A 21,669-nucleotide genomic window follows, 5' to 3' on the forward strand; every position below is an offset into this window, starting at 1 on the left:
GGCGCCGCCGTCAGCCGCCGACGCCTCGGCAGCCGGCGCACTCTCAACCACCGGCGGCGCGGCCGGTTCCGGCGCGGCTTCCGGCGCAGGTTCAGGCGCCGGCTTGGGCTTGCGGGCCGGTTTGGCGGCCGGCGGCAAGGGCTGGACCTCGGCCGCAGGCGGCGTCTCCACATGCCTGGGCAACGCCAGCCGCAGCTGCGCCGTCATCAGCGACTGCGGCAGCGGCGACGGCCGGTGCGACTGTGTCGCGAGGCGGTCGCCCACCCAATCGATCGCCAGGTAATGCAGCGCCAGCGTGGCTGCACATAAAACCAGCAGGCGGCGGCGTTGGAATAGATGGGGGCTTAAGCTCATGCCGCTAGTTTAACGTGTTCGGCCCGAGTCCGCGCCCAAGCAGAAATGTTGTCAAAATCTTTTGAAGCACGCGCCTTTATCTGCTACGCTGGACGTTATTCCTACAGGAGACTTCCATGGCCCACACGCAAATGCCAAACATACCAGGCGCAGCAGTAATGACGGATACGCTGGACTTCGTCAAAAACCTGTGGGGCAGCATGAGCGTGCCCGGCCTGACCGCACCGACGCTGTCGGTGGAAGAGCTGGACAAGAAGATCAGCGACCTGAAAGCCGTCGAGACCTGGCTCAACCTCAACATGAGCATGCTGCGCGGTAGCATCCAGGCGCTGGAAGTCCAGCGCGGCACCATCGCCACGCTCAAGTCGGTCGGCGCCAGCCTGGCGGCGGCGGTCAACCAGCCGCAGAGCAAGGACCACAAATCCATCTTCGACGCCAATCCATACGCCTCGGCCTTCTTCCACCACGCCCGCGAGGCGGACAAGGACAAAGAGAAACCCGCAGCGCCGGCACCAACTCCGGCCCCCGCCCAGGCGGCGGCCGAAAAGCCGGAAGCGGCAGCGACGGACAAGCCGGCCCCCGCCCCAATGGCCAATCCGGCGATCTGGTGGAATATGCTGCAAGATCAATTCAAGCAGGCCGTGTCGACGGCGATGGCGTCCGAGTCGATGATGGCTACGGCCGCAGCACGCGCCACCGATACGGCGGCCAAGTTCGCCGCCGCAGCCGCCACGCCGCCGGCCGCCAAGGCCAAGCCGGCCGCAGCCGGCACCGCCGGCACGCCGGCCGCCGCGACCAAGAAAGCCCCGGCCCGCAAGCGCGCGCCGGCCAAAGCCAAGCCTGCCGCCGTCAAGGCCTGACGGCCTGACGGAACGCCGCGCTGATTACGCCAGCCGCTGGATGCGGATGGCGTCAATCAGGCCGTCGGCCTGTCGCTGCACCTTCTCGATATCGATCAGGCCTTCCTCTTCGAGCTGTTTGGCGCTGTCGTGGGCGGTCTGAAAACTGTCCACTGTGTCTCCCTTGGCGGCGACCGGACGGATCCAGGCCACGCTGCCGACTTTCATTTTTGTATAAACTTCTTTTGCGATATCGCGCATATTTTAGTGCCCTTTATTTGCCCTCAATATTGACAGCGAATCAAGGCGCGGACAGGCCGCGCCGAAATTCAGTGTAATCATTTGCTGTCCCGGAAACAAGGCCGCCGCGGGCCTTGCTGTTGCGCCCAGCCGTCACTCATGGGCATCCGCATGCTTGTCCTGAATGGTGCCGTTGGCCGCCTCATATTCGCTGGCGGCGGCCGCCGCCACCACGCCCGACATCGGCGCCAGCATCGCCAGCTGCTCCATCAACTGGGCGAAGCGCTGCTGTCCCGGCGCGATGGCGTCGACATGCATCAGCACCTCGATCGCCTCGTCCGCCAGCTCGCGTACATAGCCAGTCTGGTGCAGCTGCGAGATCAGGATCTGCGCGGAGTTGAACAGGATGCGCATATTGTGCGGCAGCGCCTTGCGCGCCACCCGCATCCACTCGACCGCCTCGATCAGCTTACCGGTCTTCCACAGCAGCACGCCCTTGTTCATCATGTCCGCCGCTTCCTTGCGCGAGGACTTGATCAGCTCCATGCCCTCGTCGGTCATGCGCGCCTTGTCGAAGATCTTCTGCACGTCTTCCAGCAGCGGCACGTTGTCGTGGTTGTTGCGGGTGACGTAGCACAGCAGTCCCACCGGCGCCTCCTTGACGCCGACCGCGAACAGCAGCGTCGCCATGTCGAGGCAGGTCTCGGTGTCCGGCCGCTGCTTGGATTCGTCGGCCAGCATCGCTTCCAGCTCATCGCCGGATTTGCGCGCGCGCCGGTAGTCGCCGGTCTCGTGATACACCAGCCCCTCGGTGATCTTGGCGCGCAGCTCGACCATGTCGCCGCCGAACTGGTGCACCGCCGCGTTCAACAGGCGGATGGCTTCCTTGGTGTCGTTCTTCTGCGCGCACACGCGCGCCAGGCCGAAGAAGGCGTCCACCGTCTTCATCACCGAGTACTCGCCGATCTCTATGCATTTGCGGAAGGCCTTCTCCGCCACCGGGATCTTCTCCAGCTTGAGCGCGGTCTGGCCCAGCGCGCGCTGGCGCGGCACCGAATTGGGCGACAGCTTGGCCGCCTTTTCCAGCACGCCGAAGGCTTCCTCGGTCTTGCCCTGCAACTGGAAGGCCTTGGCCAGCTGGTCAAAGGCGTCGATGTAGAAGCGGTTGTCGGCGATCACCGCCTGGAACATCGCCAGCGCCGCATCAAGCTCGCCGTTGTTCATCAGGATCTTGGCCAGGCCGCAGCGCGCCCAGTTGTAGTCGCGCTCTTCCAGCACATGCTCGAACACCTTGCGCGCCTGTTCCGGCTCGCCGCTCTTGAGCAGCAGCGTGGCCTTCATGCGCAGCAGGTCGATTTCATGAAGCGGATTGTGGGCCACCTGCTCGTCGCACAGCCGCGCCGCGCGCAGGTAGTCCTTGTCGGCAAAGGCCTGGTCGATTTCGCGGAAGATCTGCTTCTTGTTCCACACGCGGTTCAGGCGCGTCAACAGCACGCCCTCGGTGATCGGCTTGATGATGTAAGCGTCCGGCTGGTGCTCGGCCGCGCCCATCACCGACTCCACGCTTTTTTCAGCGGACACCATCAGCCACACGCTACTGGGCAGCATCAGGTTGCGGATGCGCGCTTCCTCCAGCACCTGCTGGCCGTTCTTGCCGTCGCCGAGATTGTAATCGCACAGCACCACGTCGTAGCGGGTCTTCGACAGCAGCACCATCGCCTCGCCGCCGCTGGCCGCCTGGTCGATATGCTTGGCTCCGAGGTTGCGCAGCGATTCGCGCAGCAGCTGGCGGATGCCGACAAAATCGTCGACCAGCAGGTAGCGCTTCTCGGCCCAATCGACGGCGCCTTCCGCGACGGCGGTTATCGCTTCGACGCTCATGGCAATCGCAGGACGAAACAGCCGCCGCCCAGGGTGCCGCCGTTTTCCAGCGCGATGCCGCCGCTGCGTTGGCGGTACTTGTGCATCTTCGCCACTTCGCTGGAGAAGTAGAGACCGAGGCCGCTGCTGTTGTTGAGGAAGTTGACCGCGCTGCGCTGGCTGTTCATGGCGCTGGCGCCCGCCTCCAGCAGCGACGGCGGGAAGCCGGCGCCGTTGTCCTCGACGCGCAGCTCGAGATAGTCGCCGTCCACGCGTACCGCCAGGCGCAAACGGTCGCGCGTGTAGCGGATGGCGTTGTTGATGGCGTGGACCAGCACCCCGATGATCAGGTCTTCGTCCATGGTCCAGATGGCGTCCTGCGGGAAGTCCAGGTCGAGCGCGATGCCGCGCGAATGCAGCAGCGTGCGCGCCTGTCCCGCCACCTGTTCGACCAACTCGCTGATGCGGCAGGCGGCAGGGTCGAACGGATAGCCTGGCTTGCCGACGTCCTTGTACAAGGCCAGCAGCTGGATCAGGTTGTCGTTGAGGCGTTTGGTCTGGTACAGCATTTGGCCCAGCTGTTCGTAGCCTGGCTGCTCGGTCGATGCGGGCGTCGCCGCCAGCAGATTCTCCAGCGTGCCATTGAGGACGCCGATCGAATTCTTCATGTCGTGCACAGTCGACGCCAGGAACATGAACAGCTCCGGCGACCCTTCGTAGTGCTGCGCATCTTCTTCATCCATCGTTCGGTTCTCCATGGACGGCGCCAGGCGCGATTGGGATTGTTGTTAGTGCTGCATTATAGCCTGTGGAGTTGGCAGCGCCCAAGCAAGGATGACGCCGTGCGACGCGGTGTTTGCGCGAACGCAACGAAGACAGAGCCACGGTTACTGGCTGCGGCGGCGCTGTTTGAGCAGGAAACGGCCGGGATCGAGCGCATCGACCAGCATCGCTTCCAGCGGCGGCGGCGCGTTTTCCAGCTGTGATACCAGCAGTTCCGCCATCAGCGGCGCCCAGATCAAGCCGCGCGAGGCGTAGCCCAGCAGGCCATGCAGGCCGGGATGGCGCGGCACGTCGCGCAGGCGTTCGAGCCGGCCGGCGGACGGATAGTCGGGCAATGCGCCCGCCAGCGGCAGGCGGTCCGGCGCGGCGCAGCGGAAGCCGACGCGGCCCGCCAGCGGCGCGCTGGCGGCCAATGCGGCGACGGCCTCGCCGGGCACGATCTCGGCGAGGCGGGTCAGGTTTTCCAGCTGGCTGGAGGCGCGTAGTTCGGTGTCGTCGTCGTTGTCGTAGGTGGCGCCGGCGCAGACGATGCCGTTGGACGGCGGCGTGACGTAGGCCTCGCGGCAGACCACCAGCGGCAGCAGCGGCGGCGACGGCGTGTGCGCGTCGCGGGCGTCGTGCGCATCGCCGGCGGGATCGGGTACCGCCAAGTGCGTGACCTGCCCTCGTAACCGAGCCAGCGGCAGCTCGGCCGCCTGCGCTATGTTGATGGCGCTGGCGCCGTTGGCCAGCACCACGGTCGGCGCCTGCGCGATCAGCGTGCCGTCGGTGGCGCGCACTTGCCACTCGCCGTCCACGCGCTGCAGGTCAAGCGCTTCGGCCGCGAACACGCGCCGCAAGCGTTCGCCGCAGGCATCCAGCATCGCCTCGCACAGCGATGCGGGACGCACCCAGCCGCCCAGCTCAAACAGCCAGCCGCCGTGCGGCGTAGGGCCGCCCAGCAGTTCGCCGGCGGCGGCGGCCTCCAGCCAGCGCACATACTCCGACGGATAATCCCATGCGGCCACGACGTCCTGCTGCACCGTCGCATGTTCGGCATCGCGCGCCAGTTGCAGCACGCCGCAGCCGGCGCCTTCAAATGCCTGGCCGACGCCGCCGAGCCGACGCCACTCGCGCAGCGCGAAGGTGTAGGCGGCGCGGCTCAGGCGCGTGGGGATGTTGTCGTCTTTGGACAGCAACGGCATGAAGATGCCGGCCAGGTTGCCGGACGCTTCCTGCGCCGGCGCCGCGTGGCGTTCGATCAGCGTGACCTGCCAACCGTTGGCGCACAGGCGATGGCTGGCCGACGAACCGGCCAATCCGGCACCGATCACGATCGCGCGGCGCACCGGGGCCGGTGGCGCTTCCGGCTGCGGTTTGCGGCTCTGGTAGACCGCGCTGATGTCTTGCGTGCCATCGACGGCCCGGCAGGCAAAGCCCGCCGCCGTCAATGCCCAGGCCAGTGCTTCGTCCGGCGACTGCGCGTTCAGGGTGGCGCCCAGCACCGCCAGCTTGGCCAGGCTGCGCGCCAGCGATGCGGGGAACGAGGCGTCGACATGGAAGGCGTCCACCCGCGCGGTGATCTGCGACAGTACCGCGTCCAGGGCGCCTACCAGCAGGTCCAGCGTGACGCGGCCGTCGTCGAGCAGGATGCGATGGAAGCCCGGCACATTCAGCGGCCACAAGGCGCGCAGCTGCGTGTCGGTCAGTGTATCGGCCGACGGCACTTGCGGCGTCACGGCCAGGTAATGCAGAACGCCCTGCCGCGGCAAGGCGCGCCACTCGGCCATGAAGCGCTCGCCGTGGCCGAATTCCGTGTCCAGCACCACCCGCCGCGTCATCACTTGCGCGCCCGGCAGAAGCAGTCCGGCGCATGGTCGTTCACCATGCCGATGCCCTGCATATAAGCGTAGATGATGGTCGAGCCGACGAACTTGAATCCCAGCTTGGCGAGGTCCTTGGAGATTCGATCCGACAGTTCCGTCTTGGCCGGACGCGGCCCCTCGGCTGCGGCCAGCGGCTTGCCGCCGACATAGGCCCACAGCCACTGGTCCAGCGTGACGCCGCCGGCGCGCAGGCGCAGGTAGGCCTGGGCATTGGTGATCGCCGCAGCCACCTTCAGGCGGTTGCGCACGATGCCGGCGTCGGCCAGCAGCGCGGCCACCTTGTCGGCGTCGTAGGCGGCGATCTTTTCGGCGTCCCACTGGTCGAAGGCCGCGCGGTAGTTCTCGCGCTTGTTGAGTATCGTCTCCCAGCTCAGGCCCGCCTGCGCGCCTTCCAGGTTCAGCATCTCGAACAAACGGCGCTCGTCGTGGCAAGGCACGCCCCATTCCTTGTCGTGGTATTCAAGGTAGAGGGGATTGGCCGGATTGGCCCAGCTGCAGCGCGTCTTGGTCATGGCTCGGAGGGATCGGGGGAGAAGACAGCAGTATAACAAGCGGCGGGGTATCATACAGGCCCCTCTCATCGACGGAGCATCGCATGCAATTCGAAGCAAAGATTGAATGGACGCGCAACGGACAGGATTTCCTGGGGCAGCGCTACAGCCGCGCCCACGCATGGCAGTTCGACGGCGGCGCCACGGTGCCCGCCTCATCATCGCCGCTGTCGGTGCCGCTGCCGATGTCGGACGCCGCCGCCGTCGATCCGGAGGAAGCGCTGGTGGCCGCAGCATCCAGCTGCCATATGCTGTTCTTCCTGTCGATCGCCGCCAAGCGCGGCCACACGGTGGACAGTTATCGCGACCATGCCGTCGGCGAATTGGGCAAGAACGCTGCGGGGAAAATGGCGATGACGCGCATCGCGCTGCGGCCGGCGATCGTCTTCGCCGGCACGGCGCCGCCGGGCGCCGAAGAACTGGAAGCGATCCACCACGAAGCGCACGACAAGTGCTACATCGCCAATACGCTCAATTGCGAAGTGGTGATCGAGGCCCCATAGCCGTCGTTCCCGCGCAGGCGGGAACCCATGGAACGCACGCTCAGCATGGATTCCCGCCTTCGCGGGAATGACGTGGGCTAGGTCTCGAGGTCGCTGGACAGGCCGACGCGGCGTCGTTCGCCGCCCAGCACCAGCGGTCCGGTCAGATTGCTGACCAGCCGTACCTCGCCGTCCTCCACCGCCTGGTCCAGATGCTGCATCAGGCGCGGGAAAATGCCGTCCGGCTGCGTGGCCGCGGTGCTGTACAGCGCCGCCCAGGCGTTGCGGCCGGAACGCTTGGCGACATACAAACCCTGGTCGGCCAGCTCCACCACCTGCGACCATGACAGCAAACGCGGTTGCTGCGGCAGGAAGGGGAAGCAGGCGAAGCCGATCGAACAGGTCTTCGCCAGCAGCACTCCGTCCGGCAGCACGAACTCTCGGTCGGCCACGGCGCGGCGCATGCGCTCCGCCACCGCGTGCGCCTCGTCGCGGTGCGTGGCGCGCGCCAGCACCAGGAATTCCTCGCCGCCCCAGCGGATCACATAGTCCGACTCGCGGAACACTTCGCGCAGGCGCTCCTGCATCTGCACCAGGATGGAATCGCCGGCCGCGTGGCCGTAACGATCGTTGACTTCCTTGAAGTGGTCCAGGTCGACCATGAAGAACACCAGGTCGTTGGGCGCTATCAGGTCGCACTCGGTCAGCTCGCGGTGCTGGCCGGCGTCGTAGCCGCGCAAGCTCATGGCCACATCGACGTCGACATTTTGCAGGAAGAAGCGGCGGTTGCGCAGGCCGGTCAGCTGGTCGGTCAGGCTGACCTCCTCCAGCGCCTTGTAGGCCTGCTCCAGTTCCAGGTTCTTTTCCAGCAGCTGCTCCTGGGTCGCGCTCAGCGTCTTCAAGGTCGCCGCCACCTGGCGGTAGGCGCTGGCGTTGTCGAGCGCGATGGCGCCGTAGGCGCACAAGGTGCGGAAGATCAGCCGTTCGCGCTCGCCGTAGGCTGACGCCAGCAGCGACTGCACCGTCATCGCGCCCAACACGCGCTCCCCCACCCGCAGCGGCGCGAACATCAGGCTCAGGGTCGGCAGCGTGCCGGGGATCAGGTTGGGCGTGACATCGGCCTCGCCCAGTTCGATCAGGATCTCGCGCCGCTCGCGCACGCAGCGCGCCGAGTTGGCGTTCGGGTCCGACAGCGGCATCCGCACCGGCGGCACCGGATTGCCGGCCTCCACGCCGAAAGCGCAGGCCAGCCATTCTTCGCCCGGCTCCAGCAGGAACACCGAGAAGTGGGTGGCGTCGAGCAGGCCGTGCACGTGGCGGTCCAGCGCGCGGAACACCGCCGCCGCATCCAGGTGGGCGGTGATCTCCTGGCCGATGGCGCTCAGGTGCTCCAGCGTGGCGCTGGTCTGTTGCAGCACTTCGGCGCGCTGCGCCTCGGCCGCGGCCAACTGGCGGTGATGCTCGCCTTCGGTCTGTGCGCGTTCGGTCTGGTACTGCACCTGCATCGCGATGGCGCGATTGGTCGCTTGCTGGCTGTGGGTCTGGTCGCGCGCGGCGCTGGCCTGCAAGGAGATCGCGTAGGCGCGCGCGTGGTCGCCGATGGCCGCGTACTCGCGCGCGGTGGCGTCGAGCAGCGCGCCGGGCACGGTGTAGCCTTCGATGGTGGCGGCGATTTCCAGCGCCAGCTGCAGGTAATGCAACACCGGATTGGCGGCCTGCATGTCGGCCGGCGGCGGCAGCCGGTGGCGCGCGTGGATGTCGGCCAGCACGTTGAGCGCGGCGATCTGGCTGGAGGCGTCGGCGTGTTCGCGCGCCAGCGCCAGCGCGCCTTGCGCGGCGGCCAGCGCTTCCTCGGTGCGCCCCAGGTGCGACAGCGCGTGCGCCTGGCCGCGTCGCGCGCTGCTCTGGAAGTCGCTCTGGCCCAGCGCGTCGCCGCGCGAGGCCAGGCGGGTGAAGCTGTCCAGCGCCGCCGCGTGGTTGCCCAGGTCCAGCGCCAGGTCGCCCTGGTATTCCAGCGCCACCGCGTAGGCGCGCGAACCGGACAAGGGCGCCAGCGTGTTCAGGGCTTCGCGCAGCAGCGTTTGCGCCGCTTCGCGCTGACCCAGCTGGCGCAGGGTTTCGGCCGTCTGCATCAGGCACATGCCGATGCTCAGCGGCCAGCCGGTCGGGCGCGCCAGGTCCAGGCCGCGCTGCATCCAGTCCAGCGCCGCCTCGTGCGCGTTCAGGCTGGTGAAGCCGTTGCCGATGTTGGTGGCGACGATGATGGCGCGGCGTATCTGCCCGGTCGCCAGCGCGGTTTCGTAGCTGAGCATGAGGTGGCCGATGGCGCGGCCGTAGTCGCTGCGCTGGAAGGCGCAGGTGCCGAAGAAGTCGCTGATCCACCCGGCCGCGACCAGCGCGACGTCGGACAGGTCGGTGCCGAAGCGCCCGCTCCAGCGCTGCTGCGCGACCTTCCAGTCGCTGAAGGTGTCGCAGATGCCGGAGGCGGCGTCGATCACGTCGATGCGCACCGGGTCGCCGGCGGCGCGGGCGGCCAGCGCGGCCTGTTCCAGCCAGCGGTCGCCGCCGCCGCTGTCGCCGCGGTCATTGGCGACCCAGGCCAGCACCCAGCAGGCGTCGGCGCGCGCGCGGTTGGCCCGGGCCGGCAGCTCGGACGCCAGTTCCAGCTGTTGCAAAGCTTGTTCGGCCTGGTATTGGGCGGTGTCCAGCCGGCCGTTCAGCCATTCGGCCTCGGCGCCGATCAGCAGCAGGCGGGCGCGCCGCAAGGCCGCCTCGGCTTCCGGCAGCATGGCCAGCAGCGGAGCGATCTCGGCGGACAAGGTTTGCGCGCGCAGCGGGTCGCGCTGGCGCAGATGCCAGGCGAGCGCAGTCAACAGCGGCAGGCGTGACGAACCGTGCGCTTCAGACAACTCCGCCTGCCAGCGCGCCAGCTCTTCATCGAGCGCAAACATCTTCACCAAATAACTTCCTTTTACTGTGTGCCACCCGCTCCCGGTCGGAGCGGCAGGCGCTATTGCCTCAACGCATGTATGCGCTGTTCCAGCATTATTCCACAGTTTACGGACCGCTCCGCCGGCCCTTGTTAAGTGTCTGAATTCAAAGACATTTTAATTCCACATGGAAATTAATTGAGGCCACAGAAACATCGCCACCGGCCGGCGATCGGCGTAGGATGGCGTCGTGCCCGGCCGCCGCACATTTATTTTGCGGACGCTGGAATAATCCGCCCGTTCCTCACGTATACCCTGGTACAACGCCGATTCCACGTCGTTCCACCCACTCGTCAAGGACCCAAGCCATGAAACCTGTTGCCCGCCTGTCCACCCTGTTTGCCGCCGCCCTGCTGCTGGCCGGCGCCGCCCACGCCGATACCGTCGCCAAGAAAGACGGCATCCTGGTCAATTCGGCCGGCCTGACCGTCTACACCTTCGACAAGGACGCGGCCGGCAGCGGCACCAGCGCCTGCAACGGTCCATGCATCGAGAACTGGCCGGCCGTGGCGCCGTCCGCCAACGTCGCCGCGCCGTATTCCGTGATCACCCGCGAAGACGGCGCCAAGCAGCTGGCCTACAACGGCAAGCCGCTGTACCTGTTCAAGAAGGACACCAAGCCGGGCGACCGCAACGGCGACAACTTCAAGGACATCTGGCACGTGGTCAAGGACTAAGCGCCGCCCATGCAAGACGAGCGCGACCGCCTGATCGCCTGCATCCCGCGCCTGCGCCGCTACGCGCGGGCGCTGCTGGGCGGGCGCGCCGACGCCGACGACCTGGTGCAAGACACCGTCGAACGCGGCTGGGACAAGCTGGCCAGCTGGCGGCGCGGCAGCGACATGCGCGCCTGGCTGTTCGGCATCATGCACAACCTGCATGTGGACCAGCAGCGCCGTCCCGCGCTGGCCACCGAGCCGCTCGACGACGAGCTGCCGCTGGCCTCGGCCGACACCAGCGGCGACGGCCTGGCGCTGCGCGATATGGACCTGGCGCTGCAACAACTGCCGCCGGAACAGCGCGCAGTGCTGCTGATGGTGGCGCTGGAAGACATGCGCTACGACGAAGTGGCGGCCGCCCTCGATATACCGCTGGGCACGGTGATGTCGCGCCTGTCCCGCGCTCGGGAAAGGCTGCGCCTGATCCTGCAAGGCCAGCCCGTGCCTGCCCCGTTAAAGGTCATCAAATGAATAGCCCCGTTACCGAAGCCGAACTGCAAGCCTGGGTCGACGGCCGCCTGCCGCCCGACCGGCACAGCGCGGTCGACGCCCACCTGGCGCTGCATCCGGCCGAAGCGGCGCGGCTGCAAGCCTACCGCGATCACGACGCGGCGCTGCGCGCGCTGTACCAGCCGGTGCTGGAGCAGCCGGTGCCGCCGGCCATGAACGCCCGCCTGATCGTGCCCGCGCAGAGTCACGGCTGGCGCGATTGGCTGGCGCCGCAAGCCGGACCCAGCCACCCTTGGCCGCCGGCGCTGCGCGCGGCCGCCATGCTGGCGCTGACGCTGTCGGCCGGCGCCGCCGGCTGGCTGTTGCACGGCGCCGCCGACAATGCGGCCGGCCGCCTGGCCGATGCCGACACCCGCGGCGGCGCCGTCAGCCTGGCCGCGCTGCCGCGCCGCGCCGCGCTGGCGCACGTGGTCTACACGCCGGAAGTGCGGCATCCGGTCGAAGTGGGCGCCGACCAGCAGGCGCACCTGGTGGCCTGGCTGTCGAAACGGCTGGGGGCGCAATTGAAGCCGCCGCAACTGGCGGCGCAGGGCTATGCGCTGGAGGGAGGAAGGCTGCTGCCCGGCCAGAGCGGGCCGGTGGCGCAATTCATGTACCGCGACGGCAGCGGCGCGCGCCTGACCTTGTACGTATCGACCGAACAAAGCCACAACAAGGAAACCGGCTTCCGCTTTGCGCAGGAAGGCCAGGTCAGTGTGTTTTACTGGATAGATGGGCGCTTCGGCTATGCCCTGTCCGGCAACCTGGACAAGGCGGCGCTGGCCACCGTGGCCAACGCCGTCTACGCCCAGCTGGAACCGGCTTTGTGATGATAGTTCAGGCGTGCTTGCTGATCTCGATCAGGCGCGAGCGCATCAGATCGCTGGCGGCAGGGCCCGGCGCGAACATATAGTCCTCGTCGTTGATGGCCAGGCCGCTGTTGGCGTCGACCAGCACCTGGTCGGCCGGCTTGCCGGTCTCGCGGCTGACCACCAGCAGGCTGGCTCCCTCCGGCGCCAGGTGGTCGTTGCCCCAGGCGATGAAGGCCAGCAGCACCGGCTTGAAGGCGCGGCCGGACTTGGTCAGCACGTATTCATAGCGCGGCGGACGGGCGCTGTACTGGCGACGCTCCATCAGGCCGCCCTCGACCAGCCCGGCCAGGCGGCGGGTCAGCATATTCGGGGCGATTTTCAGGCTTTTTTCAAATTCGTCGAAACGCGACAGACCGTAGAACGCATCACGCAGGATCAGGATACTCCACCACTCCCCAACTTTTCCCAAGCTGCGGGCGATGGGGCAAGGCATACGGCCAAAATCGGTATGTTTCATTTTTGACTCCTCGGTTCCAGGGGGGGTTAGCACAAGACAGCGATTTCATTATTATCTATCCAAGAAACATGTGCTTTTGCCACAGGAGACCACGGTTTTGATTGCGTAGAAATCTATTAAAAATATTTCGCGGATAGGAAAAATATGCAACAGTCTTGCAAGCCGGGGGCGGAAAACGGCCCGCACGGCTAAATCCGTTAAATAAATCCAAAAGATAGGCATAATAGCCACTGGGCGTAATAAACCCTTATCAACCAGGTATCGAAGGTGGACCATGACTGCCAGCGACACACAACCAAGCATCCTGATCGTGGACGATTCCGCGTTCGAGCAGCGCATGCTGGTCGATCTGCTGAGCGAGCTGCCGTATAAAGTCTCGGTGGCCGTCAACGGCCTGCAAGGCTACCAGCTGGCGCTGGCCCAGCATCCCGACCTGATCCTGCTCGACGTGCGCATGCCCAATATGGACGGCTACACCGCCTGCCGCCTGCTCAAGGCCAATCCGGTCACCGAAGACATCCCCATCATTTTCCTCAGCGGCGCCGACGCCGACGAGGAGCGCATCATGGGCCTGTCGATCGGCGGCGTGGACTTCGTCACCAAGCCGTTTTCGCCGGGCGAGCTGGCGGCGCGCATCCAGGTGCACCTGAAGCTGGCCCGCCGCGCCAGCCGGCCGAGCGCGGCGGCGCCCAGCGACGCCCATGAGACCCACGAGACCCACGAAACCGATCCCGACGCCGTCATCGTCAACGCCGCCAAGCGCCTGATCGCCGACAACCTGGCCTCGCTGCCCGGCCTGGCCGAAATCGCCCGCAGCGTCGGCACCTACCGCGAAAAGCTATCGCATGTGTTCCGCGAACAGACCGGCATGACGGTGTTCGCCTTCATCCGCGAAACCCGCATCCGGCGCGGCGAAGAATTGCTCAAGGACACCGATATCGATGTCCAGGACATCGCCCTGATGATCGGTTTTAACAACGCCGGCAATTTCGCCACCGCCTTCCGCGAACGCCTGGGCGTCACCCCGAGCGCCTTCCGCCAGACCATCCAGCATAAAAAAACGCCGCACGGCTGATGCCGGCGGCGTTGTCCAGAGAGTGCGGCGCATCAGCGCAGGCGGAACACCGCCACCACGCCGGCCAGGTTGGCGGCCTGCTCCTGCAGCGAACCGGCCGCAGCAGCAGCCTGCTCGACCAGCGCGGCGTTCTGCTGCGTCACCTCGTCCATCTGCACGATGGCCTTGTTGACTTCCTCGATGCCGGTGCTCTGCTCGCTGCTGGCGGCGGAAATCTCGGCCACCACGTCGCTGACGCGGCGCACGCTGGACACCACCTGCTCCATCGTATTGCCGGCCTGCTGCACCAGCGCCGTGCCCTTGTCCACCTGCTGCACCGAATCGTCGATCAGGCCCTTGATTTCCTTGGCCGCCGCCGCCGAGCGCTGCGCCAGGTTGCGCACCTCGGAAGCCACCACCGCGAAGCCACGCCCTTGCTCGCCGGCGCGCGCCGCCTCGACGGCGGCGTTGAGCGCCAGGATGTTGGTCTGGAAGGCGATGCCGTCGATCACGGAAATAATGTCGACGATCTTGCGCGACGAGGCGCTGATCGAATCCATGGTGGCGATCACCTCGCCCACCACCTTGCCGCCGTCGGCCGCGGTGCCGGAGGCCGACTGCGCCAGCTGGTTGGCCTGGCGCGCGTTGTCGGCGTTCTGCTTGACGGTCGAGGTCAGCTCTTCCATCGCCGACGCGGTTTCCTCCAGCGAGCTGGCCTGGCCCTCGGTGCGGGCCGACAGGTCGAGGTTGCCGCTGGCGATTTCCGCCGAGGCGGTGGCGATGGTGTCGGTACCGCCGCGCACCTCGCCCACCACCCGCAGCAGGCTGTCGTTCATGGCCTTGAGCGAATGCATCAGCTGGCCGGTTTCATCCTTGCTCTGGCTGGCGATGTGGCCGGTCAGGTCGCCGTCGGCCACGCGCTGGGCGATGCCCACCGCCTCCTGCAGCGGCCCGGCGACGATGCGCGCCACCGCCGTCGCCAGCACCATGCTGACCACGATCAGCAGCAGCAGCGTGCCGAGGATCATCTTGCGCGACATCGAATAGGTATCGGTGGCCGACTGGTCGGCGGCGGCGCTGCCGTCGTCGTTGATCTTGACCAGCGCGTCGAGCTGCTCGTTGACCTGGCGGAACAGCTTGTTGGAGCCGCCGCGGAACAAGGTGCGGGCCTCATCCTTGGTGCCGGCGCGCGACAACGCCGCCAGCTTGCCGCTGGCGGCCATGTACTCGTCCAGCGATTTCTGCAGCTCGCCGTAGATGCGCTTCTCTTCCGGCTCGGACACCAGCGCAGCATACGAGGCTTGCTGTTTGCGCAAAGTTTCCAGCCGGGTCGCCATCGACTTGTCGGTGGTGCTCATCTCGGCTTCTTCGGTCAGCAGGATATGGGTGGCTTCGGAAATCCGGTAGCGCGACAGCGAGGCTTGCATCTGCCCCAGGTAGCGCACCGCCGGCATCCAGTTGGTGGCGATGTCGGTCGACGACTGGTTCACCTTGGCCAGCTGGCTGAGCGAGAACAGGCCCAGGCAGCAGGTCAATGCGATCACCACGCCAAACGCGACAATCAGCTTTTTGCCGATTTTTAAGTCGTAAAACCATTGCATGGTATCTCCTCTGGTAATTCCTTATGGAAATATCATCATAGAACGGGTGACCGTGAAAGTCACCCTTTCATTGCATGCTTAGAACCTGGTGTTGAGCCTGAGCGAGGCAAAGCGGCCACGCGGATCGGCCTGGGTAAAGTCGAAGAAGGCGGTCGAGGAATCCCAGGACGGCCGCTTGTCGGCCAGGTTTTGCACCGCCAGGGTCAGCGTGGTGGCCGCGCTCAGCTTGCGCGACACGCTCAGGTCGAAGGTGGCGTAGGGCGACACATGCTCGCCGGGGCGCGAGGTCTGGTCGTAGCCGCTGACATAGTTCCAGCTCAGCGTGCTGCTCCAGCTGGCGATCTCCCAGGTCGCCGTGCTCACGCCGCGCCAGGCCGGCAAGGTGCCGAAGTAGTTGTTGCCGGCGCCATTGGTCAGCGGCTCGCCTTCCGACAGCGGCGCGGCGAAGCGCAGCAAGCGGCTCAGTTGCGCGTGCAGCGCCAGCTTGCCGTAGGCGGCGCTGGTCCAGCTCTGGCGCAGGTCGAGGTCGACGCCGGAAACGACGCGGTCGCCCTGGTTGCTGTACTGCAGATACAAGGTGCTGATGCGGCCGTCGGCGTCGCGCACCACCTGGCCCGGGCGGTTGGCGGCGATGATGGTCTCGCTGCTGTCGGTGCCGATCACGCCGCGCGTGTTGATGCGGAAGTAGTCGATGCCGATGCTGCTGGTGCTGCTCGGGGCCAGCACGATGCCGAGGTTGAGGTTGTCAGAACGCTCGGGCCGCAGCGCGGCGTTGGCGGTGGTGACGTGGGTGACGCCGCGCGCCTGCTTGGGCGCGATCGGATCGCGCGGATCGACCACCGAACCGTAGCTGACCGAATTGCTGTTGGTGATTTCCGGCAGCGACGGCGCGCGGAAGCCGCGCGACACGGTGCCGCGCAACAGCACCCCTGGCGCCGCCTCGTAGCGCAGGCTGGCCTTGGGCGAGAAGGCGTTGCCGAAGTCGCTGTAGTGGTCGGCGCGGCCGGCCAGGTTCAGATTGAGGCCGCTGGCCAGCGGCGCGTTCAGCTCGGCAAACAGGGCCGACACATCGCGCTCGCCCTTGATGATGTTGATGGCCGGACGCAGCTCGGTGCCCGACAGCACCGCGCTCGAAGTGTTCGAGTTCATCTCCTCGCGGCGCCACTGGCCGCCGAGCGCCAGGCCCAGCGGGCCGGCGGGCAGGTTCAGCAGATCGCGCGCGGCGGAGAAGTCCAGCGTGGTCAGGCGCGCTTGCGCCGGACGCAGGGTCGACAGGCGCAGGCGGTTGCGCACCGCCTCGCTGTTCTTGCTCTGGTCGGCGAAGTTGTAGCTGCCGTCGGCCAGCACTTTTTCAAACTCGTAGCGGTTGACGAAATTCTGCACCGTCTCCTCCAGCGTGCTGGCCGAGCGGCCCAGCGAAGCGTCCACCTCCCAGCCCGCCAGCTGGCCCTTGACGCCGCCCAGCGCGCGGTAGAAGTCCACCTTGTCGGCCTTCAGGCGCGGGCCGAGGTCGAACAGCGTGGCGGTGATCGCCACCGGCGTCGTGCCCGGATTGTTCGGATGGCCGACCGGCAGCGCCGCGTTGATGCTGTCGAGCTTTTTGCTCTGGTTGTTCCAGGCGCGCAGCGCGCTGCTGACGGTCAGCGGCGCGCCGAAGGTCTGGTCGGCGCGCGAATAGCTGTACAGCAGGTCGGCATAGGCCGCCAGCTCCGGCGTCAGCTGCACGGTGCCGCGCACCGAGGCGTGCAGGCGCTTGACCGCCGGGATCAGCGTCTTGTACGCGGCCGGATTGTAGGCCTGCACCTGGCCCTGCTTGCCTTCGGTGATGGCGCCGTAGGGTTTCAGTTCCAGCGGCCCCTGCAAGCCGCCCAGCAGCCTGGTGGCGTCGCTGCCGTAGTAGTTGGTCGGCACCCAGGCCAGCGTGCCGTTCTGCTCGCTGCGGAAATCGCTGCCGCGCATCCAGTCGACGTCGGTCTGCTGCAGCTTGCTGCGCTGCTGGGCGTCGAGCGCGAACACCAGGCTGTAACCATTCTCCGCCAGCGAGCCGATGCCGGTCTGCAGCGCCGCGCGGCGGTCGGTCTGGCCCGTGCCCTGGGTCGACGCGCCGCCCTCCACCGTCAGCTCGGTGCCCTTGAACTCCTGGTACAGGATGATGTTGACCACGCCGGCCACCGCGTCCGAACCGTAGATCGACGAGGCGCCGTCCTTCAGCACTTCGATGCGCTGCACCGCCGCCATCGGCAGGCTGTTCAGGTCGACAAACACTTCCTGCATATCCTGCGCCGTCGCATACGGGCTGACGCGCTTGCCGTTGACCAGGATCAGCGTGTTCTTCTGCCCCAGGCCGCGCAGCGACACGCCGGCCGTGCCGGCCGAGAAGCTGCCGGTGTACTGCTCGTTGTAGCTGTTGCCGCTGTTGGCGGCGATCGAACGGATGACGTCGGCGATGCTGGTCTTGCCGCTGGCGGCGATGTCCTTGGCGCTGATCACTTCCATGGCCGCCGCGCCCTCTTTCTCGGTGACGCGGATATTCGAGCCGGTGACGATGACGCGCGCAGTATCGGCGGCGGCGGCGGCCTGCTCGGCGTGGACCAGTTGCGGGAAGGCGGCGGCCAGCGCCAGGGTGATGCTGAGTGGTTTGAACATGATTCCTCTTGTTGGGGTTCAGGGACGTACGGGCGCCTCCGGCCTGGTGGGCCGGAACGATGGACGTCGTGGGACTGCGGGTGGTGCTGCGGTATGGGTATTACAAGGCGGCGCGGCACATGCACTGCGCCATGCAGAGCATGTACAGGACGTGGCGGTTAGAGACTAAGGTGATGACGTTAATACGATGCATGGCAACGGGCCGGTGACACTGGAGAGCCTGCACTATAAAGGCCGTCGTTGCCGAAGGGAACGAATTAAATCCTACTTGTATATGCCAATCGAATCTAAAGCGCGGCCATCTTGCGCTGCCAGAAGAACCACGACACCAGCGCGTTGATCCAGTAGGCCGCGTACAGCAAGGCGGTCAGGTGCAGGCCGCGGCTGGCGTACAGCGGCACCGAGATGGTGTTGACCAGCAGCCAGAACGGCCAGGTGTCGAGACGCCGCCCCATCAGCAGCAACTGCGCGACGATGCTGAACATCAGCACCGCCGAATCGATGAAGGGCGCATAGGCGTTGGTATAGGCTTGCAGCATCAGGCCATAGGCGGCGGTGGCGGCGATGCCGACGCCGACCATCCAGCCCAGCGCGGCCGGGCGGGCGCGGCTGATCGGCAGCGCGCCGCCGCTGTCGCCGCGCACCCAGCGCAGCCAGCCGATGAAACAGGTGACGATGAAGAACAGTTGCAGCGCGACGTCGGCGTACAGGTTGACGCTGTAGAACAGCGCGGCAAACATCGAGCAGCCGACCACGCCCAGCCACCACGAATGCACGTTGTTGCGTCCGGCCAGGACGATGGAGACCGTCATGACGACGTTGGCGGCGATTTCCAGCGGAGCGATCAACAGGAGTTCCAATCCAGCATGCAGTGTGTATTGCGGCAGACCATTGCGGCGGGCCGCTACTGCTCCAACTGTAACACGGCTTCCAGCACGGCGATGTCGATCGGCTTGACCAGGTGGACCGCGAAACCTGCCTCCTTGCTGCGCGCCTTGTCGCCGTCCTGGCCGTAGCCGGACAGCGCCAGCAGTTTCAGCTGCGCGCCGCCGGGCAGCCGGCGCAGATGGCCGGCCAGCTCGTAGCCGTCCATGCCGGGCAGGCCGATATCGAGGATGGCCATCTGCGGCATGGCGCCGGCGGCGGCGGCGATGGCCTCGACCGGATCGTAGGCCGCGACGGCGCTGTAGCCCAGCACGCCGAGCAGCTCGACCAGCGAATCGGCGGCGTCCCGGTTATCGTCCACCACCAGCACGTTGACGCTGGTGGCGGCCGCCTGCAGCGGCTCGGTTTCGGCCAGGACCGCGAGCGGCGCCGGGGCGCCTTCCGCCAGCCCGTCCGGCAGCGTGATGGTGAAGGTGCTGCCGCAACCCTCGCCGGCGCTGGCGGCGCTGACCTCGCCGCCGTGCATCTGCACCAGGTTGCGCACCAGCGCCAGCCCTACGCCCAGCCCGCCCTTGGCGCGGTCCAGCTGGCGGTTGCCCTGCACGAACAGGTCGAAGATATGCGGCAGCAAGGCCGGCGCGATGCCGCAGCCGTCGTCCTTGACCTGGATCTGGATGGTCTGCTGCTGCAAGCGGGTGGACAAGGTGATGTGGCCGCCGGCCGGCGTGTAGCGCGCCGCGTTGTTGAGCAGGTTGGACACCACCTGCGCCAGCCGCGCCGGATCGCCATGCCAGCGCACGCTCGACACCTCGACCAGCAGGCGGTGCCGCTTTTGCTCCAGCAGCGGACTGGCCATGTCGATCGCCTTGTACAGCACGTCCGACAGCTGCAAGGTTTCCTTGCGCAGCTCGACCTTGCCGCTGGCGATCCGCGAGACGTCGAGCAAGTCGTCCACCAGCCGCACCAGATGGTCGACCTGGCGCTGGATCACGGCCTGCTCGTGACCGGTGTCGGCGCCGCGCAGCTTCATCAGCTTGAGCGCGGTGACGATGGGCGCCAGCGGATTGCGCAGTTCGTGCCCCAGCATGGCCAGGAATTCATCCTTGATGCGCGCCGACAGGTTGAGGTCGACGTTCAGGCGTTCGCTTTCGGCCATCGCCAGCGCCAGCGCGCGGTCGCTCTCGATCCGGCTCAGCGTGGCGCACACGGCGGCGGTGATCTGTTCCAGGAACTGGCGGTAGGGCTGGTCCAGCGGCAGCCGCGGCGAGGCCCGGAACACCAGCGTCAGGTCGTCGCACAGTTGCAGCTCGGCGCCGTGGATGACCACCATGCCGGCTTCCGCATCGGCGCCGCCGGCAACTTCGGCCGCCGCGCCGCGCCGCAGGCCGGCGCCGAGCAGGTCGCCCGGATTACCGGCCACGCAATCGGCCAGCGCGCCCTGCACCTGCGCCTCGTCGCGGCAGTTCAGCAGGCTGCGCGCCAGCAGGTCCAGCGCGTGGCGGCGCCGTTCGGCCAGCACCTGGGCGGTGGTCTCGGTGCACACCACCAGCACGCCGCCCACCTGGTCGGCCTCGTCGAACACCGGGGTGTAGGTATAGCTCCAGTAGACGTCCTCGATGCGGCCGTTGCGCCAGATCGGCACCAGGTTGTCGGCATACCACTGCGGCTCGCCGCCGTTGCGCACGCTGTCGATCTGCGGACCGATGATGGCCCAGGTTTCCGGCCAGCAATCACGCCCGGCCTGCCCCAGTGCGGCCGGATGCTTGCCCTCGCCAAAGCAAGGCAGGTAGGCGTCGTTGTAGATCTGCACCAGCTGCTCGCCCCACCACAGGAACATCGGATGCACTGAGTGCATGACCAGGCCGGCGGCGGTGCGCAGCGAGGCCGGCCATTCTGCGACCGGTCCCAGCGCCGTGTGCTCCCATGCGTGGCGCCGCACCAGGTCGCGCATGGGCGTTCCGGCGCCGATAAAGCGCCAGACGGGTTCGCACATGACGGTGGACAGGGCGGAGGACGATTGCGCCGGCATAGGGTTTCCAGAGGCAGAAAGCCAGAGTGTAGCAACTGTGCCATACAGGGGCGCACAATAGCGCAACGTTGCCAGAATTACCTTCCGGCACGGCAACGTCCTTGACATTCTCGCCACATCTGGCAAATTGTAGCCATAAGAGAAGAAAGGGTTTCGCCATGCAAGCGGGTTGGGTCGGTTACGTCATGGCGTTCATTTACGCGTCCGCGTTGCCGGCGCTGGCCGCGCCATGCCAGATGAAAATGGCCCTGGAGCAATGGCCGCCCTATGTGTACTCCAAGCCCGACGGCCCGCCATCCGGGCTGGACCTGGAGCTGGCGCAGGCGATCTTCAAGGAGGCCGGCTGCGCGCTGCAACTGTTGCCCGAGTTGCCGACCGCGCGCCGCCAGCGCCAGTTCGAGCTGGGCGGGCTGGATCTGCTGCTGGCCGCCTCCGACACCGCCGAGCGGCGCAAGTATGCGCGCTTCAGCCTGGCCTACCGCTTCGAATCGGTGAGCATCTTCACCCGCGCCGCCAACCTGCCGCGCTACCAGAACGTGCGCAGCGTCGACGCGCTGGCCGGGAAAAAAATAGCGCTGCTGGCGCCCAAGGTGGGCTGGTACGGCGCCGCCTATGCGCGCGTGCAGCCGGTGTTGCAGCAGGCCGGCCAGCTGAGCACCTTCCTCAACTTCGCGCAGGGCTTGCGCATGCTGGACGCCGGGCGTGCCGACCTGATCCTCGGCGACACCGCCGCCCTGCGGCACGAAGCCAGGGAGCAAGGCATCGTCATCGCGCCGTTGCCGTTCACCGTGCTGCGGGCGCCGGTGCATCTGATGCTCAACAAAAACAGCACCACCCAGGCCGACCTCGAGCTGCTGAACGCCGCCATCCAGCGGCTGGAAAAGCAAGGCGTGCTGGCGGAAATCCGCAACCGCTACGGCGAGTCCTAGCCATCCCCGCCGCGCGGCGGGAGA

At 66.9% G+C, this 21,669-nt stretch carries 18 protein-coding genes and 1 pseudogene; 7 read left to right on the top strand and 12 right to left on the bottom strand.

Translation table 11 applies throughout. The features are described from left to right. Nucleotides 1-354: pseudogene (locus V6M89_RS28680) on the bottom strand (DUF3108 domain-containing protein); the annotation flags it as partial. 158 nt (nucleotides 355-512) lie between these two features. On the opposite strand from V6M89_RS28680, the gene V6M89_RS28685 reads away from it, so the two are divergent. Next, nucleotides 513-1,214: a PhaM family polyhydroxyalkanoate granule multifunctional regulatory protein gene (locus V6M89_RS28685; RefSeq protein WP_332856419.1), complete on the top strand. Its 702-nt coding sequence runs from the start codon at nucleotides 513-515 to the stop codon at nucleotides 1,212-1,214. Between the two features lie 24 nt (nucleotides 1,215-1,238). On the opposite strand, the gene V6M89_RS28690 is transcribed toward V6M89_RS28685, so the two are convergent. From V6M89_RS28690 to V6M89_RS28710, 5 genes are all read right to left on the bottom strand, one after another. Next, nucleotides 1,239-1,421, bottom strand: coding sequence for a hypothetical protein (locus V6M89_RS28690; RefSeq protein WP_229224756.1), 183 nt, complete (start codon nucleotides 1,419-1,421; stop codon nucleotides 1,239-1,241). Nucleotides 1,422-1,586: 165 nt separating this feature from the next. Then, on the bottom strand, nucleotides 1,587-3,314 hold the full coding sequence (locus V6M89_RS28695) for a tetratricopeptide repeat protein (RefSeq protein ID WP_332856420.1): 1,728 nt from the start codon (nucleotides 3,312-3,314) through the stop codon (nucleotides 1,587-1,589). Next, the gene (locus tag V6M89_RS28700) at nucleotides 3,311-4,036 is read right to left on the bottom strand and encodes a sensor histidine kinase (protein WP_332856421.1); all 726 of its coding nucleotides are present in this window, start codon (nucleotides 4,034-4,036) and stop codon (nucleotides 3,311-3,313) included. Before V6M89_RS28700 ends, V6M89_RS28695 begins: the two co-directional genes overlap by 4 nt. Before the next feature lie 144 nt (nucleotides 4,037-4,180). Further along, nucleotides 4,181-5,896 (bottom strand): FAD-dependent 5-carboxymethylaminomethyl-2-thiouridine(34) oxidoreductase MnmC, encoded by a 1,716-nt coding sequence (gene mnmC, locus V6M89_RS28705; RefSeq protein ID WP_332856439.1) that lies wholly within the window; start codon nucleotides 5,894-5,896, stop codon nucleotides 4,181-4,183. After that, nucleotides 5,896-6,453, bottom strand: coding sequence for a DNA-3-methyladenine glycosylase I (locus V6M89_RS28710; protein WP_332856422.1), 558 nt, complete (start codon nucleotides 6,451-6,453; stop codon nucleotides 5,896-5,898). Before V6M89_RS28710 ends, mnmC begins: the two co-directional genes overlap by 1 nt. Before the next feature lie 83 nt (nucleotides 6,454-6,536). On the opposite strand from V6M89_RS28710, the gene V6M89_RS28715 reads away from it, so the two are divergent. Then, a complete protein-coding gene (locus V6M89_RS28715; protein WP_332856423.1) occupies nucleotides 6,537-6,995 on the top strand; it encodes an OsmC family protein in 459 nt (152 codons plus the stop codon). 77 nt (nucleotides 6,996-7,072) lie between these two features. Here the strand turns inward: V6M89_RS28715 and V6M89_RS28720 are convergent, their stop codons facing one another. Next, nucleotides 7,073-9,925 carry a sensor domain-containing diguanylate cyclase gene (locus V6M89_RS28720; RefSeq protein ID WP_332856440.1) on the bottom strand — a complete coding sequence of 951 codons (2,853 nt, stop codon included), beginning with the start codon at nucleotides 9,923-9,925 and terminating at the stop codon, nucleotides 7,073-7,075. A gap of 347 nt (nucleotides 9,926-10,272) precedes the next feature. Between V6M89_RS28720 and V6M89_RS28725 the strand changes: the two genes are divergently transcribed. Genes V6M89_RS28725 through V6M89_RS28735 form a run of 3 tightly spaced genes read left to right on the top strand, consistent with a single transcriptional unit; the run spans nucleotide 10,273 to nucleotide 12,002 of the window. Next, a complete protein-coding gene (locus V6M89_RS28725; protein ID WP_332856424.1) occupies nucleotides 10,273-10,641 on the top strand; it encodes a COG4315 family predicted lipoprotein in 369 nt (122 codons plus the stop codon). 9 nt (nucleotides 10,642-10,650) lie between these two features. Next, nucleotides 10,651-11,154: an RNA polymerase sigma factor gene (locus tag V6M89_RS28730; protein ID WP_332856425.1), complete on the top strand. Its 504-nt coding sequence runs from the start codon at nucleotides 10,651-10,653 to the stop codon at nucleotides 11,152-11,154. Then, complete coding sequence (locus V6M89_RS28735) at nucleotides 11,151-12,002, top strand: anti-sigma factor family protein (RefSeq protein ID WP_332856426.1); 852 nt, start codon at nucleotides 11,151-11,153, stop codon at nucleotides 12,000-12,002. Before V6M89_RS28730 ends, V6M89_RS28735 begins: the two co-directional genes overlap by 4 nt. Nucleotides 12,003-12,009: 7 nt before the next feature. On the opposite strand, the gene V6M89_RS28740 is transcribed toward V6M89_RS28735, so the two are convergent. Then, nucleotides 12,010-12,501 (bottom strand): winged helix-turn-helix transcriptional regulator, encoded by a 492-nt coding sequence (locus V6M89_RS28740; RefSeq protein WP_116992689.1) that lies wholly within the window; start codon nucleotides 12,499-12,501, stop codon nucleotides 12,010-12,012. A 274-nt stretch (nucleotides 12,502-12,775) separates the two neighbouring features. Between V6M89_RS28740 and V6M89_RS28745 the strand changes: the two genes are divergently transcribed. Continuing rightward, nucleotides 12,776-13,576: a response regulator transcription factor gene (locus tag V6M89_RS28745; RefSeq protein WP_332856427.1), complete on the top strand. Its 801-nt coding sequence runs from the start codon at nucleotides 12,776-12,778 to the stop codon at nucleotides 13,574-13,576. Nucleotides 13,577-13,608: 32 nt separating this feature from the next. Here the strand turns inward: V6M89_RS28745 and V6M89_RS28750 are convergent, their stop codons facing one another. From V6M89_RS28750 to V6M89_RS28765, 4 genes are all read right to left on the bottom strand, one after another. Next, entirely contained in the window at nucleotides 13,609-15,156 is a 1,548-nt protein-coding gene (locus V6M89_RS28750; RefSeq protein WP_332856428.1) for a methyl-accepting chemotaxis protein, read from the bottom strand. A 78-nt stretch (nucleotides 15,157-15,234) separates the two neighbouring features. Beyond that, complete coding sequence (locus V6M89_RS28755) at nucleotides 15,235-17,802, bottom strand: TonB-dependent receptor (protein WP_332856429.1); 2,568 nt, start codon at nucleotides 17,800-17,802, stop codon at nucleotides 15,235-15,237. A gap of 287 nt (nucleotides 17,803-18,089) precedes the next feature. Continuing rightward, complete coding sequence (pnuC, locus tag V6M89_RS28760) at nucleotides 18,090-18,650, bottom strand: nicotinamide riboside transporter PnuC (RefSeq protein WP_332856430.1); 561 nt, start codon at nucleotides 18,648-18,650, stop codon at nucleotides 18,090-18,092. 56 nt (nucleotides 18,651-18,706) lie between these two features. Continuing rightward, nucleotides 18,707-20,716 (bottom strand): ATP-binding response regulator, encoded by a 2,010-nt coding sequence (locus V6M89_RS28765; RefSeq protein ID WP_332856431.1) that lies wholly within the window; start codon nucleotides 20,714-20,716, stop codon nucleotides 18,707-18,709. A gap of 185 nt (nucleotides 20,717-20,901) precedes the next feature. Here V6M89_RS28765 and V6M89_RS28770 point away from each other — a divergent pair, with 185 nt between their 5' ends. After that, complete coding sequence (locus V6M89_RS28770; protein WP_332856432.1) at nucleotides 20,902-21,645, top strand: substrate-binding periplasmic protein; 744 nt, start codon at nucleotides 20,902-20,904, stop codon at nucleotides 21,643-21,645. Nucleotides 21,646-21,669: the final 24 nt, after the last annotated feature.

It is taken from the genome of Duganella sp. S19_KUP01_CR8 (genome assembly GCF_036688705.1).
GTDB lineage: Bacteria > Pseudomonadota > Gammaproteobacteria > Burkholderiales > Burkholderiaceae_D > Rugamonas.

Excerpts from the sequence above, each read along its gene's own strand:
- V6M89_RS28740 (WP_116992689.1), bottom strand. The coding sequence starts at position 12,501 with ATGAAACATACCGATTTTGGCCGTATGCCTTGCCCCATCGCCCGCAGC.
- V6M89_RS28730 (WP_332856425.1), top strand. The coding sequence starts at position 10,651 with ATGCAAGACGAGCGCGACCGCCTGATCGCCTGCATCCCGCGCCTGCGC.
- V6M89_RS28765 (WP_332856431.1), bottom strand. The coding sequence starts at position 20,716 with ATGCCGGCGCAATCGTCCTCCGCCCTGTCCACCGTCATGTGCGAACCC.
- V6M89_RS28725 (WP_332856424.1), top strand. The coding sequence starts at position 10,273 with ATGAAACCTGTTGCCCGCCTGTCCACCCTGTTTGCCGCCGCCCTGCTG.
- V6M89_RS28710 (WP_332856422.1), bottom strand. The coding sequence starts at position 6,453 with ATGACCAAGACGCGCTGCAGCTGGGCCAATCCGGCCAATCCCCTCTAC.
- V6M89_RS28770 (WP_332856432.1), top strand. The coding sequence starts at position 20,902 with ATGGCGTTCATTTACGCGTCCGCGTTGCCGGCGCTGGCCGCGCCATGC.
- V6M89_RS28750 (WP_332856428.1), bottom strand. The coding sequence starts at position 15,156 with ATGCAATGGTTTTACGACTTAAAAATCGGCAAAAAGCTGATTGTCGCG.
- V6M89_RS28695 (WP_332856420.1), bottom strand. The coding sequence starts at position 3,314 with ATGAGCGTCGAAGCGATAACCGCCGTCGCGGAAGGCGCCGTCGATTGG.
- V6M89_RS28720 (WP_332856440.1), bottom strand. The coding sequence starts at position 9,925 with ATGTTTGCGCTCGATGAAGAGCTGGCGCGCTGGCAGGCGGAGTTGTCT.
- mnmC (WP_332856439.1), bottom strand. The coding sequence starts at position 5,896 with ATGACGCGGCGGGTGGTGCTGGACACGGAATTCGGCCACGGCGAGCGC.
- V6M89_RS28755 (WP_332856429.1), bottom strand. The coding sequence starts at position 17,802 with ATGTTCAAACCACTCAGCATCACCCTGGCGCTGGCCGCCGCCTTCCCG.
- V6M89_RS28715 (WP_332856423.1), top strand. The coding sequence starts at position 6,537 with ATGCAATTCGAAGCAAAGATTGAATGGACGCGCAACGGACAGGATTTC.
- V6M89_RS28690 (WP_229224756.1), bottom strand. The coding sequence starts at position 1,421 with ATGAAAGTCGGCAGCGTGGCCTGGATCCGTCCGGTCGCCGCCAAGGGA.
- V6M89_RS28735 (WP_332856426.1), top strand. The coding sequence starts at position 11,151 with ATGAATAGCCCCGTTACCGAAGCCGAACTGCAAGCCTGGGTCGACGGC.
- V6M89_RS28700 (WP_332856421.1), bottom strand. The coding sequence starts at position 4,036 with ATGGATGAAGAAGATGCGCAGCACTACGAAGGGTCGCCGGAGCTGTTC.
- V6M89_RS28685 (WP_332856419.1), top strand. The coding sequence starts at position 513 with ATGACGGATACGCTGGACTTCGTCAAAAACCTGTGGGGCAGCATGAGC.
- V6M89_RS28745 (WP_332856427.1), top strand. The coding sequence starts at position 12,776 with ATGACTGCCAGCGACACACAACCAAGCATCCTGATCGTGGACGATTCC.